The following is a 16260-nucleotide window of genomic DNA, read 5'->3' on the forward strand; positions in this document are numbered from 1 at the left end:
GACGTTCCGGCGGCTCGGAAATTGCTCGACCCCTGGACACTTAAGGCAACGAGCCGGCGGGAGAACAGCATGGAATATCAGAGACGCAACGCCGGCTCCCGATCCAGCCGAGCAGGCAACGCAGTGGCGGTCATGAGGGACGCCGTCGAACGATTTTCGTCGGACCGGTGCGCGATGATGGGCGCGAGCATCGGCTTCTACTCCGCGTTTTCGTTGGCTCCGACTTTACTGATCGTTCTCGCGATTACGGGCTGGTTCGTCGGCCGCGACATCGCACAGGGCCAGTTCTTCGGCCAGATCAGGCAGTTGCTCGGCAATGAGGCTGCCAGTGCGATGCAGGCCGTTGTCGAACACGCGCATCGTTCGAGTGGCAGTGGCGTGGCTGCGGCGTTCTCTGTCGTGCTGCTGCTCATCGGGGCTTCGGCGACGTTTTCGTGCCTGAATACGGCACTCGATGTGGTCTTTGCGGCGAAATCGCCTAAAGGCCTAGCCGGCCTGGCATGGGTGATACGGGCGCGACTCGTCTCGCTCGGCCTGCTCATGGGACTCAGCTTTCTGCTGGTGGTCTCGCTGGTCCTCGACGCCGCGATACAGACAGCGGGCCGTGCTGTATTTGGCAGTTCGACCCTTAGCGTTCTTGCCGACGTCGCGCAGTCTATTTTTGGCCTCGTGATACTGACTTTCGGACTAGGTGCGCTGATCAAGTGGCTACCTGACAAGCGAGTCAACTTCCGCTCCGCGTTGATAGGCGGAGCCGTCGCGGCGGCGCTGTTTACCGTGGGCCGGCACCTGTTTGGGCTATACCTCGCGCACGCAGGAACGGCAGGCGCATTCGGCGCAGCGGGCTCGCTTGCAGTGCTGATGATGTGGCTATATTTTTGCGCCATCGTTTTTCTTTTTGGCGCGGAGGTCACTGCTTCGCTGGGTCAAACGCCGAAAGACGGCAACGCCGCGGACGTCAAGGCTCGCTTGAGCGCAGCGCATTGAATGACCAAAACAACGACCGGTGAAGTATCCAAGGCCGCGAGCGTCCTATATCGACGCTCTAGCGAGTGAGCCGCATCTGCGGTCGCTCGCGCCCGCGCAACGCCGGCGCTACCGTTTTTCTTTTCCTGCCGCATCCGCATCGCCGCCAGGCATGTCCTGCAGTTGCTCTTCCCGCGCAATCCGGCCGCCCCGCTCCCGATCCGCCGATTGATCGACGTTGGGTTCTGGACTGCCCTGCGCATCATCACCCTCGGCTGCGATCTGCCGGCGCGCTTCCTCCCAGTGCTTTTCGGCGTTGCTGTCCGGCGACGGATCATTTTCCCAGAGCTGATACGCCCGGGTGCGAATGCGAGCTTCGAGATCGTTGTCCATGCTGCGTTTCTCCATAAAATGCGGCGGCACCGCGCTACAGATGGCGTGCGGCGATGCGCGCCGATATCGCTGCCTGTCCGGCGCCTTGCTGTCGTTCGCAATCGACTCGTGCGCGATGGCAATGAAGGTGAGCCGCGCGCTGACCAGAACTACTGGCTTGCGCCCGAGGCGCCGCCGCTCATGCCACTCGCGGCAGACGGAGCGCTCATTGCTCCCGTGCTGCTGCCGGCATCAGCAGCTGCACCGCTGCTGTTGTCGGCGCGCTTGCAGCCTGCGCCAACCATCGTCAGTATCGCGATTGCCGTGATCACCATGACGTTCCTGAAGTTCGGTTTCATCGCTGAATCTCCTGCATGGTTCGGAGTCGCGGCCAAACAACACGCCGCCCCTCCTCAACGGCGCAATAAGCATGCCCATGGATGCGTCGCGAAGATGCGGTTTTCATACGGCCTACGATGCTTTGCACAAATTGCAACGCAGCGTAAAAATTCGCGAGCACACGTCTTTCTTCTATCAACCGCTAAGGGCTTGAGCCCAGCGAAATCTCCGATTGCCCTCTCTCGACTGAGCAGTCGCAGCATGGCAATGACATGCCACGCCCCGGCGCACAGAATATTGTCGATTTCGACGCGCAATCCTAACGTTCGATGAACTCGCGGACTATAACGATACTCATACAGCGGACGTCCTGCGAGCGGCCGATCGGCTCTGGCTCCTGTCCCGCATGACCGGCCATCCGGAGTTCAGTATGCAATCGACCGACGAGCAAATCGAAGCGGCACCGGACGATCCCGCCGTGCAGGGGATGACAACCCGGGACAGCGCACCGCTCCAGCACGATCGTTACCGGCTCACCGTGCGTGCAAAGGCAGGCAACTTGAGGGTCGTTGCCGCGTGGCAGGTTCTCGGTTGCGAGGCGCCCCAGGCGGACCACGTTCGGATCCGTGTGGATCGCCGTCACAGCTTCGAAGAAATGACTATTACGTTCGCGGCGGTGTCGCCCGACACACTCGCAACGATGGTGGGCCGCCTGGTCGCACTACCGTGGGCGCTCGATGCGTACTTTTGCCCCTGCGCATTGCCTCAGGCGTAAAAACTTTCCTGCTCGCTTCCGCCGCCTGACGAGTACCTTGCGCGCACGCGTGCCGCGCTCGACGGATCACCTGGAGAACTCAGGAATCCGTGTCCGCCCTCGGCGATGACGCACTGTTGCCGATGCCGTTGTGTCCACCCGGAACACCGATTCCGCTGTCGTCCTTGCGCGAGCATCCGCTGCACGACGCGCCAATGACAACGATGAGAAGAATTTTCGTCAATGTGCTGACCATTGTGATCTCCACTCGCATAGCACACGGGATATCGCGCGTGCGGCCCCTGACCATGCGCGGGCGTCGCAGCCTGCTCACGGACAGATGCATCGGACGGATTCCTCGCAGGCGCTTCGGATGATGTCCACGCCCACGCCGACTCACTTCCCTTCGATGTCGCCCCAGCCCTGAGCACCAATCAACGGTACAAAACGCACGAGGTCGAGCATTTCCTCGTGGTAAGTCGTGCTGCTGTTACGAGTCAGCCGGATCAGCCGCTGATGTTCCGGGCCCGGACCCACCGGCATCACGATCCGGCCGCCAATCTGCAGTTGCGCGCTCCACGCCGGCGGCACGCCCGGGCCGGATGCGGTGGCGACAATTGCATCGAACGGTGCATGCGCCGGCAGTCCGAGTGTGCCGTCCGCGGTGTAGACGTTCACGTTGTCGTAGCCGAGTGTGCGGAGCCGGTCCATCGCGCTCTCAGCGAGTTGCGGATGACGCTCGACCGTATCGACGTGTGCAACGATTTCCGCGAGCACGGCCGCCGCGTAGCCGGAACCTGTGCCGATTTCCAGTACACGGTCGTCCGGCTTGAGCCGCGCCGCCTGCAGCATCCGCGCTACCATGAACGGTTGGGTGATGGTCTGGCCGGCTTCGATCGGAAGGGCTGCGTCGGCATAAGCCCATGCGCGCAGGTCGGGACTCAGAAAGGCCTCGCGCGGCACGCGCCGCATCGCGTCAAGAATGCGCGGCTCCGCAATGCCGCGCGCAATCAGTTGCCGCTCGACCATCGTTTCGCGCGACACCGCCAGATCTTCATGCACAGTGCTTCTCCCCTTGTTGTGCAGCGGCTCGCTGTCCCGGGGGCTGCCCAACCATACATCACCATAGCGCGGAAAATGCCAAAAGACATGACCTGAGAAAGAAGACAGGTGTGTTCACGGCAGAATTCCGATTTTGATTCACACCCCTTTATCTTTTTTTCAGCAACTGACGTGCCTCAGGATCGCTTGCACGTGCAGCTCATCACGCCCGGCTACTCAGATGGAAGCGCCGGTCGACATGGGCGAGAATGCTGCGCGACAGACGGGCCGCGCGTCCCTGAATCATGCGGTCGGAGGCGCGCGAGAACGCATACGACGCGGCGAGCACGGCCAGCACGGTCGCGACGAAGAGCACAAGCGACGTCTCCCGGCCACTCTGCCCGAACACGCCTTCGAAAAAGTGCAACGTCGCGTAGACGCAGATGAAGTGCCACAGGTAGATGCCGTAGCTTTCGCGACCCAACGCGTCGGCACAACGGCGGATGTATGCGCCGCGAGCATTGTCGCCCGGCGCGGGGCGGTTGCGAGAGCAGACGAGTAGGAGAAACGCAACTGCGCTGCACGCGGCGAAGACCGGCGCGAGTTCGTGCGCTTTCGCGAGCCACACGCCGAGCGCCGCCGTCGCGAGCGCGAAACCCGAGGCGAGCGAAAAAATCAGCCACGTCGTGCGCCGCGTCACGCTGGATCTGCCCGTCAGATGCGAGCGGAATGCGTACCACGCCCACATGCCGACGATGAAGCATGGCCCTTGCACCGGCGGCCAGAAATAGCTGAACGAGTTGTTCGTTACATGACAGTCGAGCGTGCCGTGACAGTCACCGATCGACAATGCCACGACCGACAGCGCCAGCAACGACACCGTCGCGATCAGCAAGCGCGTGCGGTTCATCGCGACGAAAAACAGCAGCGGCGCGATCAAATAGAACAGCATCTCGACACCGATCGACCAACCGCCCGGCACCACGTTGTTGATCGCAGTCGGCGACAGCGCATGCAGAAACAGCACGTTGAGCAGAATATCCGTTGCGCCGTGGGCACCGAGCACCCATGCGGGTTCGTAGCCTGAGCGCGTCGCGCCGTAACTGATCAGTCCATACACGGCGATCGCGGCGTAATACATTGGGGCAATGCGAAAGAAACGCTTGATATAGAAACGCAATGTCACGTGACGTGGGCCCGCGCAACGTTCGTGGTCCGCTTCAAGCGTCATGAAGATCGTGATCGCGCTGATTACGAAGAACAGCTGCACGCCGTATTGGCCCATGCGCGCCAGCAGCGTGACGCTGTGCGGCAGATTGGGAAACTGGAACGACAGGTGTACTGCAACGACACCGACGATCGCGAGCGCCCGACCGACGTCGAGCGCGGCAACACGTCCTTTTTCCATCGATACGTCCTCCTCGCGGTTCATGCCGCCCGATCAGGCGGGGGCGAGCTTCGTGGACAAGGCACGGTTCGCGGAAGTTCCTACTTTTTTCGCTACAGAATGGGGCTTGAGAGTTCGTGCAATCGATCGGGTGTCTGATCGGTGTCGCGATGAACGGGGTCGTGAACGGCGTCGGCGTTGCGCTTGCGCTCGCGGTTATGCGGTTCCTGTGGCGTGCGTGGCGTCCGCGGTCGCGTCGATCAGATGAAGGGCTATCGCGACGTCGCCCGCAATCCGGAGGGCCGCTGCATTCCGGGGCTCGTCATGCCCCGATGGGATGCCACGTTCTTCTTCGCCAACACGGAGATTTTTCGCCAGCGCATGCTGCAGGCCGTGCGCGAAGCGGCGACAAAAACCGCATGAATCGCCATCGCAACACTTCTGTCCTACTGTCGGACGGGCGTTAAACCGCTATCTGGAGTCGCATCCGGTCGGATGGCACGATTGGGAGGATCAGGCGTAGGCGTGTCGCGCTACAGAGGCAGTGTGTGGCGGTTGTCTTGGCTTGGGGAATTCTGCTGGTCGAGATGACCAGCAGAATCCGCGGGCGGTCACCGCGCCTGCAAGCGCGGTAGCGCAGCTCAATGCCGGGCGCTGCTCCAATGCCGCCAGTAGTGATGGTGCCCCATCTGTCTGAGTCGTTTTCGACGCATTTGCTCCTGGTGATAGTGAGCGGCGACGAACACGGCTGCCGTCGCCATCACGAACGAACCTACGACGATTGCCACTGCTTCATTCATCGGAACCTCCGTTGCTGACTATCGGCTTCATTGCAGGTGTTGCCCGCCGTTGATGGCAATGTTGGCTCCGGTCACGAAACCGGCGTCGCGCGAGCACAGGTACAGCACGAGTGCGGCGACTTCGTCGGGCTGTCCGAGCCGGCCGACCGGAATCTGCGGAATGATCTTCGTCTCGCGGATCTCCTCGGGCACCGCCATCACCATCTTGGTCGCGATGTAACCTGGCGAGATAGTGTTGACCGTGACGCCTTTCTTCGCCACTTCGAGCGCCAGCGATTTCGTGAAGCCATGCATGCCGGCCTTCGCCGCCGCATAGTTGGTCTGACCGAAGCCGCCCTTGGAGCCGATGATCGACGACACATTGATGATGCGACCCCAACCCCGCTCGACCATGCTGTCGCACACCGGCTTCGTCATGTTGAACACCGAATCGAGGTTGGTTCGGATTACTGCGTCCCAATTGACCTTGTCCAGCTTCTTGAAGCTCGCGTCGCGCGTGATGCCGGCGTTGTTGATCAGAATATCGACCGGTCCGACTTCTGCCTTGATCTGCGCCATGCATTTTTCGCACGAGTCGTAGTCGGCGACATCGACCGCGTACGCGCGGAACTGTCGTCCCTGGGATTCCATCCGTGCGAGCCACTCGTTCGCGCCGGTGTTGGCCGGCGAACAGGTGACCACGACTGCATACCCGGCGTCATGCAGCTTGACACTGATTGCTTCGCCAAGTCCGCCCATTCCACCCGTCACCACCGCGATCTGCTTTGCCATCGAATCGTCCTCGCAAAAAATTGGCCTCGTAGATAACTTGAGCCACACTGCATTCAGTCAAGAACTTGATGTATTGGAAAAACCGGATTCCGCCACTCCCTAAGTATTCCTTCATATAAATCGAGTGCGGCAACGCGGGCATCGCTGCCCGCGTCGGCCTTATCCCTTCGCGCCGGCGGCTGCGGGAACCTGCTCGGCGTTGCGTCGCGCGGCCTTTGACGCTGTGGCTGTAACCGCATCGAAATTATTTCCGGCGACCTGCACGGCCTGTTGCCCGGTCTTCTGCAGCGTTTCGTACAGAGTCGTGGTGGCGCCGATCGCGGATTTCCACGCAGCGATCGCCGCTTCGGAACCTGCCGGAGCATTCTTCGCCGCTTCCTCGACGAATGCCTGCACACGGGCGTTGTAACGCTCGTACTGCGCCTGTGCGAATTGAGTGACTTCAGCCTGCGTAGTCGATGCGATGTCGAACACTTGCCGGCCGTACGACAGCGATTTTTCCGTGAAAGGTCCGGTGAAACCTGATTGCAGTGCAAACCACTGCAGCGGGTCTGTCGTGCCGGGCGCCTTCGTCATATTCTCCTGCGCCTCGGCCAGCGTGGACCTGACGACCTGCAGGTTCAACGCGGCCAGTTTTTCAGCGCCTTCAAAGACCTTCCCGGTCAATCCGAAGAATGCGTCGAGGCTGGCCTTGGCGGCAGCGGCTTGCTCGGGACTCGATAGAGCCATGGTTGAATTCCTCAAAATTCGATCCGATGCACGAAACCCCCGGTCGGACGGGTGTGTTGCGACGGATCGCGATGGTGGATAAATCAAAGCGCAAGGACGCCTGTCAGGCAGAATGCGTCGCGAGAACTTCGACGGTCGTTACATCAACAGGCACTACAAACCAACCCGCAACTGAGACGTTTCGTTCATGACTGTTTCGTCGGCGCGTTCGCCGGGAGGCGCACGCCGCAGATGGCTAGCGCATCCGGGCGACGGCCTTGAGAATGGAATCGCCGTCGCTTGTGACTTGAGCACGCGGGCGTCCTGAGGCAAAGTTTTCCAGTGATATGAGTTGCCGCTCCAGCAGCGTATCGAGTTCAGCGCGGCCCAGTTCGAGCTGGTCCGGCGCGTCCTTGACGAGCATCAAGGTGGCGAATTCATGGGGACTCAACATGGCGTCTCCTCGATTTAGTCTCTCTGCGCGGAGAGCATCAATTACCTCTCCTGCGTGAATGCCGGCAAATATTCCTGCCGCCCCCTCCGTGACGCAATCATGCGAGAAATCGAATCACGGAGACGCCATCATAACCGCTCAATTTTTGAACGCAATATGTGAAATGCTTTTTTTACGGCCATCGGTTTTATTTTTATATCGGAGGACAACGCGCTGCATGTTCTGTCGGTCAATGTCACCGCGGAGAAGCCCGACCGGCCTGGATTGCATTTATCAGGAATGCATATTACAGTTTTAATAGCTCACTTACTTAACAGCACCAATTCAACGGAAATCTATTGATCGATTTATATGTGAATATCGTATTTATAGGCCGCGAGCCTATTGTTATCATTACTCCAGAATTGCGAAATATTTATTACAGCGCACGGATTTGGCTCGTTGCGCCGGGGTACAAGATGGGCTATCGCTCGGAGCGCTCGGCAGGCCATGTCGGCCGTCTGTGGCTTCGCTGAGAGAGTCAAATACTGGCTTGAGCGGATACGTTCTGTGTCTCCGACAGAGGTATCATGGTTGTTGCTGGTCACGTCCGCGTAGGAGGAAATCATGCCCTCAACCCCGACCACACGCCCCATTCACCGGCCAGGAATTCCGGACCATCCCGTCCGCGGGGTTACGCCGGGCACACGGTCGCCGGCTCCTAAACCTGCGCCACGCACCAAGGTCGATCTTCCGGATGCCGCGGAAGCGGAGCCGGTGCCGCACGAGCATCTGCCGCCCAGGTCGGATGACAATTGAGCGCCCTGTGGGTTAGGCGTAATGCCACCCGCCGCGTTCCATTGAGCCGACCTGGACAAGCACGCAGAGCTCGGCGGCAATTACAACGCGGCGGCCACTTCAGGATCCGCACGTGGACGTGCGTTGCAGTCGGCGAAACGAACGGCCAGGTCGGAGATCGCTCGGACTAAATTTTTTTTGCAAACCTGGCGTCTTTTCCAGAACCAGAAGCATCGCTGACAAGTCTCACGGATACCCTTGTGCATATCGCTGGCCCCTGCTCCGCGCGGCCAGTTCGACCACGAATGATCTATAACGATATGGCGTCGCGGAGTCGACGGGCTGCGTGCTGCCCGGCCAACCGACCCCGAAGTCGGCAATTCACCCGCGGAGGTTTAGCGAATACAGCCTGACGAATCCATGCGTTGTCTGTTCGAATCGCGCTTAGCAGGTATTGGAGGCAATCATGAAGTACGAGTACGGCGGCTGGGTCATTGACGCAACCCCGGATTTTTCGCTTGGTCAGTTCTTCGCGCATGCGCGGATCATCCGGGCGTCGCCTGACGACGATGTGGACACGGAAATGCACATCGAGCGCAATCTCGCCTGGTTCGAAACCGAAGACGAGGCAATCGAGGTCGCGCGGCAATGGGCGATCGATTGGATCGACGCGCGCGACGATAACCTCACCGTCACGAAGGCTGCTTCATTGAGCCGGCAGAACGATATGTCGGCGAAGGCCCCGGCCAGATGAAACTCCGCATACCGTGGTTCTGATGCCGGACGACTGACTGGCCCTGTGGCCATTGCGCAACGCCGTCGCCAGCGATGACCCAGGCTCGCTACACGGCAGACGCGGCAATACGGCCGCTCGCAAATACTCAGACGAGACACCTGATTGCTTCAGAAACGCGGATGTGTAGGATGGAATCAACGTCAGCGCTCCATGCGCGGCGTGTGTTTTCAGGCCGCAGCGATGTCTGCGGCTTTTTTTTCGTTCACGAATCTCGCCAGCATTTGCACGAGTCGTCCGGCGGCTTTGACTTCGAGGGTACAGACGATACAGGCGATACAGGCGATACCAAAGGGCCGCCACAGGAACAATCCGCCAATCAGAACTGTTCAGTAACGAACCGTCGTCAGCGTGCGAACGTGTCGTCCACTACGCGCTGCCCGGCGCTATACCCTGCCATGAGCGCCTCGGCCTGTGTCGGGAAGGGTTGCTGGATGGTTGCCCCGAGGCGGATCGGAGCAACCACGGGGCGCGTTGCGCCCACCGCGCCCATCGTTCTGACCTGCACGACGGCGACGAAGCCGCGCGGGGGCAGCAGCGTGACGCTGCCCGCGGTCTCCCACACCGGCTCCAGCTCCACGGTGACCTCAAAGCCTTTGTACCCGTAGATTCTTTTCATTGATGATCCTGCGTGTTCTGCCCGGCCCTGAAACCGTGGAATGCCCCTGCTGGAAAGTGTACATCGCAGTTGCAGCATGGAGGCGAAGGGAATTTCCGAATAGTTCCTGCCGCAATATCAGGTTCGAAAACTGTTGCCGTTCTGACCGGGTTGGGGACCGCTTCACATGGGCTCAGAGCCTGTGTGCGATGGACGCGGAGAGCACACGCGTCATTCACATCATCCGCTTGACGGTACTCTATTTGCGCGCACACTGCATATCTACGGTGACTGCCTCCAGCAAAGGAGACCAACCATGACCAAGCCTTTTCAGCAGTGGAAAGTCTTGCCGCACGACAAGCTCACAGAAGTCGACGAAAACGTTCTCACCGTGACCGGCGAACTCCATATGCCGCTCACCGACCTCCCGCGACGTATGACGGTGGCGCGTTTGAACGACTCGCGACTGGTCATATTCAGCGCAATTGCGCTCGATGAACTCGAGATGCAAGCGCTCGAAGACTACGGGCGCCCCGCCTTTCTGGTGGTGCCCAACGACCATCATCGGCTGGACGCAAAAATCTGGAAAGAGCGCTACCCGTTAATGCATGTCGTTGCGCCCGAAGGGTCGCGGGCGAAGGTGGAAGAAGCGGTGCACGTCGACACGACGGACCCCGGCTTCGGAGATCCGAACGTGCAGTTCGTCACGGTCCCTGGAACGCGTGGACATGAGGCGGCGCTCGTCATCCGCACGCAGAACGGTACGACGCTGGTATTGAACGATCTGGTCGGCAACATTCGCCATGAATCCGGGTTCGGCGGCTGGTTCCTGCGCATGATGGGGTTCGCGGGCGACGAACCGCATATTCCGAAGCCGGTGAAGCTGATCCTCGTCGCGGATAAAGAGGCGCTGCGCGCTCAGCTTCTGGAGTGGGCGGAACTGCCGTCGCTGAAACGCATTCTCGTGTCGCACGGTTCACCCATCGAAGATGATCCGAGCCAAACGCTGCGCGCTCTGGCGAACTCGTTGGGGTAACGCAGAAGCGCACAACAGCAGCGGCGCGCGGAACGTTACCGCGCCGCAAGCGGACTCTGACCCACGACGGTGCGTGGCCGCCCGAACCACAGCGATTTCCACCTCGAATACCGAAGTGAGCGCCGTCAGCGCAGGTCGGCGCGAAGATCGCGCACTCCCCGTCCCAGGCGCTGACGCAAAAGTGTTCGTAACGTCGCTCCGTCGACGTAACCTACCTCGGCAGCGATGGCGTCGAGGCCGAGACCGCTGCCGTGCAGGAGAGACTGCGCACGTTCGACACGTAGATCCTGGAAGTAGGCCAGCGGCGACTTGCCGAGCACCTCCTGACACCGGCGTTGCAATGACCGCGCGCTCGTCGCCAGCGCGTTGGCGGCTTCCTGCAGCGAGAACCCGGCCTTGAGATGGTCTCGTGCCCACCGTTCGAAGCGAAGAATAAGCGGATCCGCCTGCGCCAGATGGTTGGGAATGATGTAAGGCGCCTGCGAGGAGCGAATATCGGCAAGCAGGTAACGGGAGACGACGGTCGCCAGTTCGGGGCTAGCCTTGCGTATCAACCACAGGGCGAGATCGAGATGCCCCATCGCCGCGCCGGCCGTCACGCCCACGTCTGTCGGCACCAGCATGCGAGACTCGTCGAGCAAAACATTTGGATAGCGTTGCCGAAATAGCGGACCGAGCCACCACGTCGTCGTCGCTTCCCGGTGATCGAGCAGTCCGGTTTCCGCCAGAAGGAACGTCCCGATGCAGGACGCGGCGATACGCGCGCCTTCAGCATGCCATTCCACCAGTTGCGCCTTGGCTTTCCTCACGTCCGGTCGATCGAGAGCTGGGATCAGCTGCTCCGGCGCTCCGGTATTCAGTGCAGGAACGATGACCCAGTCCGGCTTCAAGTCCGCGGTGACTGCGTGCACGGGTATGACCAACCCTTGTCCGGACCGAACCCTCTTTCGCACGCCGACGATCGACACATCGAAATAAGGTGTTCCGCCCATTTGCAGGGCTGAAAATTTATTGGCGAGCGTGAACGCGTCGAGCAGGACGGTGAGCCCGGTGTCGAACAATCCATCAAGGGCAAGTATGGAAATGCGCATGGCGTAAACGACCCTAAAGTTGGCATTTACGACGATACCGGTTTTTCTGCCCGACCGCTACAGTGATCCCCGTTGCACATCCCAATGAAGATTGACTCAGGAGGTCACTCATGAAAGTTTTCGCTATTGGATCGCTCGTTCAGCCGCTCACGCCAGACCAGCGCCAGCAGATCATGCCGAAGGAAGTTCCCGACACGCTCAAGCTCTACCTCGATGGCAAGATCGAACAGTTCTGGTTCCGTGAGAACGCGGCCGGCGTGATCTTTCTCATGGAAGTCCAGTCGGTCGAACACGCCAAGGCGGCAGTGGATGCGTTGCCGCTCACCGCTTCTGAGCTGATGAAGTTCGATCTGTTGCCCGTCGGCCCGCTCGCTCCGCTTGGCATGCTGATTCAAGGCAAGTAAGCATTGCCATGAACGGCGATCCATCTCAGCTTCGTGATCCTAACGAGCAATCGAATAAGGTTGCGCTGGCGATGGATCGCCCGCTTCGAAGGGCCGATCCAGAAAGATACCCAGCATGCACGACTTGATTAAGTCTTCCCTCGAAAAAACTCACGGCGGCCTCACGTGGTCTTCGAGTCGGTCCCTCTTGCCCGCGCAATGGAAAACTCACCCGGCAAAAATGCGGTCTGTGCTTGAATCTATTCGATAAGCGGAATCGCGATTCTTGGCTTGATACATCGCGAAGTCCGCCTTCCTGATGAGTTCACACGAGTCCTCACCCGCATTCAGAATAGCAATACCGAAGCTCGCACCGACCGTCTCAACACCCCAACGTGAATTCAGGGGAGCCTGTAGAGCAGCGGTCAATTCGGTGACCATCTGTTCGACTACGTCGGTTATAGCGTCAGTCGTGAGTACAAGAAGGAACTCATCTCCGCCGAGGCGCCCTACTACGCCACGCTCCTGTACGGTAGCCTGGAGGCGCGTCGCCACCATAGCCAGCACTTCGTCGCCGCACTGGTGGCCGTACGTATCGTTGAGGTCTTTGAAGTTATCCAGATCGACAAAAATGACAGCGACTTTTCCGACCGCGCCCGGTGCCGCGATCGCCTCGTCGAGCAGGTCCACAATTTTGCCGCGGTTCGGTAAATCCGTCAGCCGGTCCGTTTGAGAAAGACGCCGCAATTCTTCTTTACCGTTGAGGAGTTTGACGATCAGAGCAGTAATCCAGGCCGATAGTGCCGCGAGCATCACCGTGATGGTCGAGGCCATCGTCACATACACGCGACGCATCCTGTAGTAATCGTCCAGCGCCTCGTCGACGGAAAGGCCGGCGACGACGGTCAAACCATATTTCTCGAGATGGCGGCTTGCAACCACACGTTCGACATGATCGATCGGATCGGAGAAGTCGGCCAGCACCGTCTTGCCGAGTGGGACATAGCTACTCGGCAGCGCCTCGCCAGACCGGCTCGGTGAATTACCCGCACGACGCGACAATATGAACCCACGACCGGACAAAACGGCAATCATGCCTCGCTCGCCCAGCGCGGCATTGTTGTAAAAGCCATCGGTCAGATAAGCCGGATCTTCCGAGACGATCACTACCCCGCCGAAACCTCCATCGGGGCGATCGATACGGCGGGTTGCCTGAACGGACCACTGCCTGGAAATACGTCCGATCACAGGCTGGCTGATGAAGAGCCCGATGTTGGCAGGGGAAAGGTGGACCCGGAAATGTTCCCGGTCCTTGAGATCAACCGTCCCCGAAAATGGCAAAGTCGATGCAATCACGCGGCCGTCGGCACCCGCAATGGTGACCTGTAGTGCCGTGTCCGCGGTAATCAGCCCGTAGGCACGATACGCTGCCAGATCGAAGGTTTGCGGCGTACGTTCGTATCCGTATTTGACCAGCAACGCGATCTCGTCGACATCGTGGACGGTCTTCAACGTATGGGTTTCTAAAGCATCGGCCAGCGTTCGGGCAGCCACGCGTGTGTCGCGCATCACGGATGCTTTCTCGACCTGCAAGCGCAACAGTATGGTTACCCACAAGATGCCGAGGACCAGAACGGTCAGCGCGGGCACCAGAACGAGCGCGTGGCGGGAGGATCTGATGCTGTTCGTGGCGTAAATTGTTCGATCCATGGTTCATTTTCACACTGCACAGGCGAACGCGAATCTCTCAGTGCACCGAAAGTAACGGGCCGGCGTTTCTTAGGTCGCGCAATGCTTTAACGACAAACCTCGCAAAAAGTTTATTGTTTCTGGCGAAATAAAAAAGGACGATCGTATTGTCTGATGAAATAGATGAAGTGCTATACGCGGTAGACAGCGTATCAAATCGTCGGTCGATGACGGCTGCTCCGCGACTGGCACGCCCGGAGCCTAAACTTGGAACAGTCGCGATTCCGTTTTGGCAAGCGAGAAACTTTTATATTCCATTGAATTCCGACAACTCAAATATTCCGCTATAAATAAATTATCCAGTGCAATGATTTTTCCATTATCAAATAACCTCCCGCTGCCAAAGCGGGCGACTCAATAACGAAACTGTCGTCTCTTGGGATTCGGGAATGTGTCGCCCGATCCGCGCCGATTTGTCGGCCGGCGCATCGCTCAGTGGCCCGATCCCCGCGTATTAGTGCTCGCGTACGTATCGCCGACGATCAGATGCACGATCTCGTCGCCGTTAGTCCCGGCCACGAGCCGTTCGCCGGCGACCTCACCGCGCCGCAGCACGACGATGCGATCGGCAATGGCAAAAATGTCGTGAAGATTATGCGAGATCAGAATCACGGACACGCCTTGGGCTTTCAGCGCGGCGATCAATTCCATGACCTTGCGTTGTTCGGGTACGCCGAGCGCGGCAGTCGGCTCGTCCATGATCAGAACACGCGCATTCCAGTAAATGGCGCGGCCGATCGCAATCGCCTGCCGCTGGCCGCCGGAGAGCATCTTCACCGGACCACCGAGCTTGCGCTCGGGAATCACGATATCGAGGCGCTCGAGCACTTCGCGTGCGACCTGCGCCATGCGCGGCCGGTCGATGACCTGAAGCCCGAATTGCCGGCGCGTCGGCTCGCGTCCGAGGAAGATATTGCTGCCGACATCGAGGTTGTCGGCGAGCGCGAGATCCTGATAGATCGTCTCGATCCCCTGCGCGCGAGCGTCCTGCGGGTCGCGCAGCTGCAAGGGTGATCCGTTGAACAGCAAGTGGCCCGCGTCGGCATGGTAGACACCGGAGAGGATCTTGATGAGCGTCGACTTGCCCGCGCCGTTGTCGCCGGCGAGCGCGAGCACTTCGCCCGCCATCAGTTGCAGCGAGACGCGCCGCAACGCCTCTACGCCGCCGAAGCGGATCGAGATATCGCGCGCCTCGAGGATCGGGGTGCTCATTGGGCGCCTCCGAGACGTTCCTTGTACTGATCGATCAGCACCGACATGATGATGACGATGCCGACCACGATGAATTGCCAAAACGCGTTGACGTCGATGAATACCAGTCCGAACTCGATCACCGCGATGATCAGTGCGCCAATCAGCGTGCCGATGACATTGCCGGTCCCGCCGAATAGACTCGCCCCGCCGATCACGACTGCTGCAATCGAGTCGAGCAGCATTGGCTCCCCGGCGTTGGCAGCGCCCGCTGCAAAGCGCGCCGTATAGACGATGCCGCCGACAGCGGCAAACGCAGCGGCGATCAGATAGATCACCAGCAGATGACGCCTGACATTGATGCCGGCGCGGATCGCCGACTGTGGATTGCCGCCGATTGCATAGGTGTACTGGCCGAACCGCGTCTTCGACAGCACGACATGCATCACGACCAGCAAAACGGCGGTCAGCGCCACCGGCGTCCAGCCGCGCCCGAGCCACGCGAGGCCGGCATTGTCCACCGCCACGGTCATGCCGCTGCCCGCCGCCAGAAAACCCACACCTCGTGCGACACCATACATGCCGAGCGTGCCGATGAAGGCGGGCACACCGAGCCGCGCAATCAGTACGCCGTTGACGAGCCCCGGAATCGCGCATACCCCGACGGTCAGGGGAATGGAGAACAGCAGGATCCACGGCGAGCCGCTGCCCAGTAGCGTGAATTGCGCGACACACACGGCAGCCAGCCCCATCACAAAACCTACCGACAGATCGATGCCCGCCGTGATGATCACGAACGTCTGGCCGATCGCGAGCAGTAGCGGCGCGCTGGCCGCCAGTCCGATCGACTGCAGGTTGTAGGCGTTGAAGATGAACGAGCGATGATCCGCTATCCGCGCCCAGACTTCGAAAAACACCAGTAGCGCACACAGGAAAAGCCAAGGCCAGAGCCTGCTGATCAGTGCGAGCCTGTCGAGCCGTGAGTTGTCCATCGAGTCGTCCGGGAAATCGGAAATGACGTGCGTGCGCGCTGCGGCGCACGCCGGGATA

General features: G+C 60.0%; 19 protein-coding genes. 6 read left to right on the plus strand and 13 right to left on the minus strand.

The window, feature by feature from the left end; all coding sequences use genetic code 11:
* The first annotated feature begins 69 nt into the window (after window positions 1-69).
* The gene (locus tag P0D80_RS25875) at window positions 70-987 is read left to right on the plus strand and encodes a YihY/virulence factor BrkB family protein (RefSeq protein WP_408287511.1); all 918 of its coding nucleotides are present in this window, start codon (window positions 70-72) and stop codon (window positions 985-987) included.
* Between the two features lie 108 nt (window positions 988-1095).
* Here P0D80_RS25875 and P0D80_RS25880 read toward each other — a convergent pair whose 3' ends face one another.
* Both P0D80_RS25880 and P0D80_RS25885 read right to left on the minus strand, forming a co-directional pair.
* Window positions 1096-1359, minus strand: a complete 264-nt coding sequence (locus tag P0D80_RS25880; RefSeq protein WP_408287514.1) for a DUF2934 domain-containing protein — start codon at window positions 1357-1359, stop codon at window positions 1096-1098.
* Window positions 1360-1508: 149 nt separating this feature from the next.
* Window positions 1509-1697, minus strand: coding sequence for a hypothetical protein (locus P0D80_RS25885; protein WP_408287516.1), 189 nt, complete (start codon window positions 1695-1697; stop codon window positions 1509-1511).
* Window positions 1698-2107: 410 nt separating this feature from the next.
* Here P0D80_RS25885 and P0D80_RS25890 point away from each other — a divergent pair, with 410 nt between their 5' ends.
* Window positions 2108-2452 (plus strand): hypothetical protein, encoded by a 345-nt coding sequence (locus tag P0D80_RS25890; RefSeq protein WP_408176098.1) that lies wholly within the window; start codon window positions 2108-2110, stop codon window positions 2450-2452.
* 375 nt (window positions 2453-2827) lie between these two features.
* Here the strand turns inward: P0D80_RS25890 and P0D80_RS25895 are convergent, their stop codons facing one another.
* Both P0D80_RS25895 and P0D80_RS25900 read right to left on the minus strand, forming a co-directional pair.
* Window positions 2828-3493 carry a protein-L-isoaspartate(D-aspartate) O-methyltransferase gene (locus P0D80_RS25895; RefSeq protein WP_132374146.1) on the minus strand — a complete coding sequence of 222 codons (666 nt, stop codon included), beginning with the start codon at window positions 3491-3493 and terminating at the stop codon, window positions 2828-2830.
* A gap of 202 nt (window positions 3494-3695) precedes the next feature.
* Complete coding sequence (locus tag P0D80_RS25900) at window positions 3696-4880, minus strand: acyltransferase family protein (protein WP_408287520.1); 1185 nt, start codon at window positions 4878-4880, stop codon at window positions 3696-3698.
* A 243-nt stretch (window positions 4881-5123) separates the two neighbouring features.
* Here P0D80_RS25900 and P0D80_RS25905 point away from each other — a divergent pair, with 243 nt between their 5' ends.
* A complete protein-coding gene (locus tag P0D80_RS25905) occupies window positions 5124-5282 on the plus strand; it encodes an STAS domain-containing protein (RefSeq protein ID WP_408287523.1) in 159 nt (52 codons plus the stop codon).
* Window positions 5283-5500: 218 nt separating this feature from the next.
* Here the strand turns inward: P0D80_RS25905 and P0D80_RS25910 are convergent, their stop codons facing one another.
* The 4 genes from P0D80_RS25910 to P0D80_RS25925 form a co-directional block, all read right to left on the minus strand.
* Window positions 5501-5659 carry a hypothetical protein gene (locus P0D80_RS25910; protein ID WP_408176092.1) on the minus strand — a complete coding sequence of 53 codons (159 nt, stop codon included), beginning with the start codon at window positions 5657-5659 and terminating at the stop codon, window positions 5501-5503.
* A gap of 27 nt (window positions 5660-5686) precedes the next feature.
* Window positions 5687-6430: an acetoacetyl-CoA reductase gene (gene phbB / locus P0D80_RS25915; RefSeq protein ID WP_408287526.1), complete on the minus strand. Its 744-nt coding sequence runs from the start codon at window positions 6428-6430 to the stop codon at window positions 5687-5689.
* A 159-nt stretch (window positions 6431-6589) separates the two neighbouring features.
* Window positions 6590-7159: a TIGR01841 family phasin gene (gene phaP / locus P0D80_RS25920; protein WP_408176191.1), complete on the minus strand. Its 570-nt coding sequence runs from the start codon at window positions 7157-7159 to the stop codon at window positions 6590-6592.
* Between the two features lie 235 nt (window positions 7160-7394).
* Window positions 7395-7592: a hypothetical protein gene (locus tag P0D80_RS25925; protein ID WP_132374142.1), complete on the minus strand. Its 198-nt coding sequence runs from the start codon at window positions 7590-7592 to the stop codon at window positions 7395-7397.
* Between the two features lie 1243 nt (window positions 7593-8835).
* Here P0D80_RS25925 and P0D80_RS25930 point away from each other — a divergent pair.
* Window positions 8836-9123 carry a hypothetical protein gene (locus P0D80_RS25930; RefSeq protein ID WP_408176089.1) on the plus strand — a complete coding sequence of 96 codons (288 nt, stop codon included), beginning with the start codon at window positions 8836-8838 and terminating at the stop codon, window positions 9121-9123.
* Between the two features lie 385 nt (window positions 9124-9508).
* On the opposite strand, the gene P0D80_RS25935 is transcribed toward P0D80_RS25930, so the two are convergent.
* The gene (locus P0D80_RS25935; protein ID WP_132374139.1) at window positions 9509-9781 is read right to left on the minus strand and encodes a hypothetical protein; all 273 of its coding nucleotides are present in this window, start codon (window positions 9779-9781) and stop codon (window positions 9509-9511) included.
* A gap of 295 nt (window positions 9782-10076) precedes the next feature.
* Here P0D80_RS25935 and P0D80_RS25940 point away from each other — a divergent pair, with 295 nt between their 5' ends.
* Window positions 10077-10796: a hypothetical protein gene (locus P0D80_RS25940; protein ID WP_408287529.1), complete on the plus strand. Its 720-nt coding sequence runs from the start codon at window positions 10077-10079 to the stop codon at window positions 10794-10796.
* Window positions 10797-10921: 125 nt separating this feature from the next.
* Here P0D80_RS25940 and P0D80_RS25945 read toward each other — a convergent pair whose 3' ends face one another.
* Window positions 10922-11887: a GlxA family transcriptional regulator gene (locus P0D80_RS25945; protein ID WP_408287532.1), complete on the minus strand. Its 966-nt coding sequence runs from the start codon at window positions 11885-11887 to the stop codon at window positions 10922-10924.
* Window positions 11888-11997: 110 nt separating this feature from the next.
* Here P0D80_RS25945 and P0D80_RS25950 point away from each other — a divergent pair, with 110 nt between their 5' ends.
* Window positions 11998-12291: a hypothetical protein gene (locus P0D80_RS25950; protein ID WP_408176085.1), complete on the plus strand. Its 294-nt coding sequence runs from the start codon at window positions 11998-12000 to the stop codon at window positions 12289-12291.
* A 207-nt stretch (window positions 12292-12498) separates the two neighbouring features.
* Here the strand turns inward: P0D80_RS25950 and P0D80_RS25955 are convergent, their stop codons facing one another.
* From P0D80_RS25955 to P0D80_RS25965, 3 genes are all read right to left on the minus strand, one after another.
* On the minus strand, window positions 12499-13980 hold the full coding sequence (locus P0D80_RS25955) for a diguanylate cyclase domain-containing protein (RefSeq protein ID WP_408287538.1): 1482 nt from the start codon (window positions 13978-13980) through the stop codon (window positions 12499-12501).
* A 471-nt stretch (window positions 13981-14451) separates the two neighbouring features.
* A complete protein-coding gene (locus P0D80_RS25960; protein WP_408176081.1) occupies window positions 14452-15231 on the minus strand; it encodes an ATP-binding cassette domain-containing protein in 780 nt (259 codons plus the stop codon).
* Window positions 15228-16202: an ABC transporter permease subunit gene (locus P0D80_RS25965; RefSeq protein WP_408287541.1), complete on the minus strand. Its 975-nt coding sequence runs from the start codon at window positions 16200-16202 to the stop codon at window positions 15228-15230. The genes P0D80_RS25960 and P0D80_RS25965 overlap by 4 nt, the downstream gene beginning before the upstream one ends.
* Between the last annotated feature and the right edge of the window lie 58 nt (window positions 16203-16260).

This window comes from Paraburkholderia sp. RL17-373-BIF-A, assembly GCF_046030175.1.
In the GTDB taxonomy this organism is placed as follows: domain Bacteria; phylum Pseudomonadota; class Gammaproteobacteria; order Burkholderiales; family Burkholderiaceae; genus Paraburkholderia.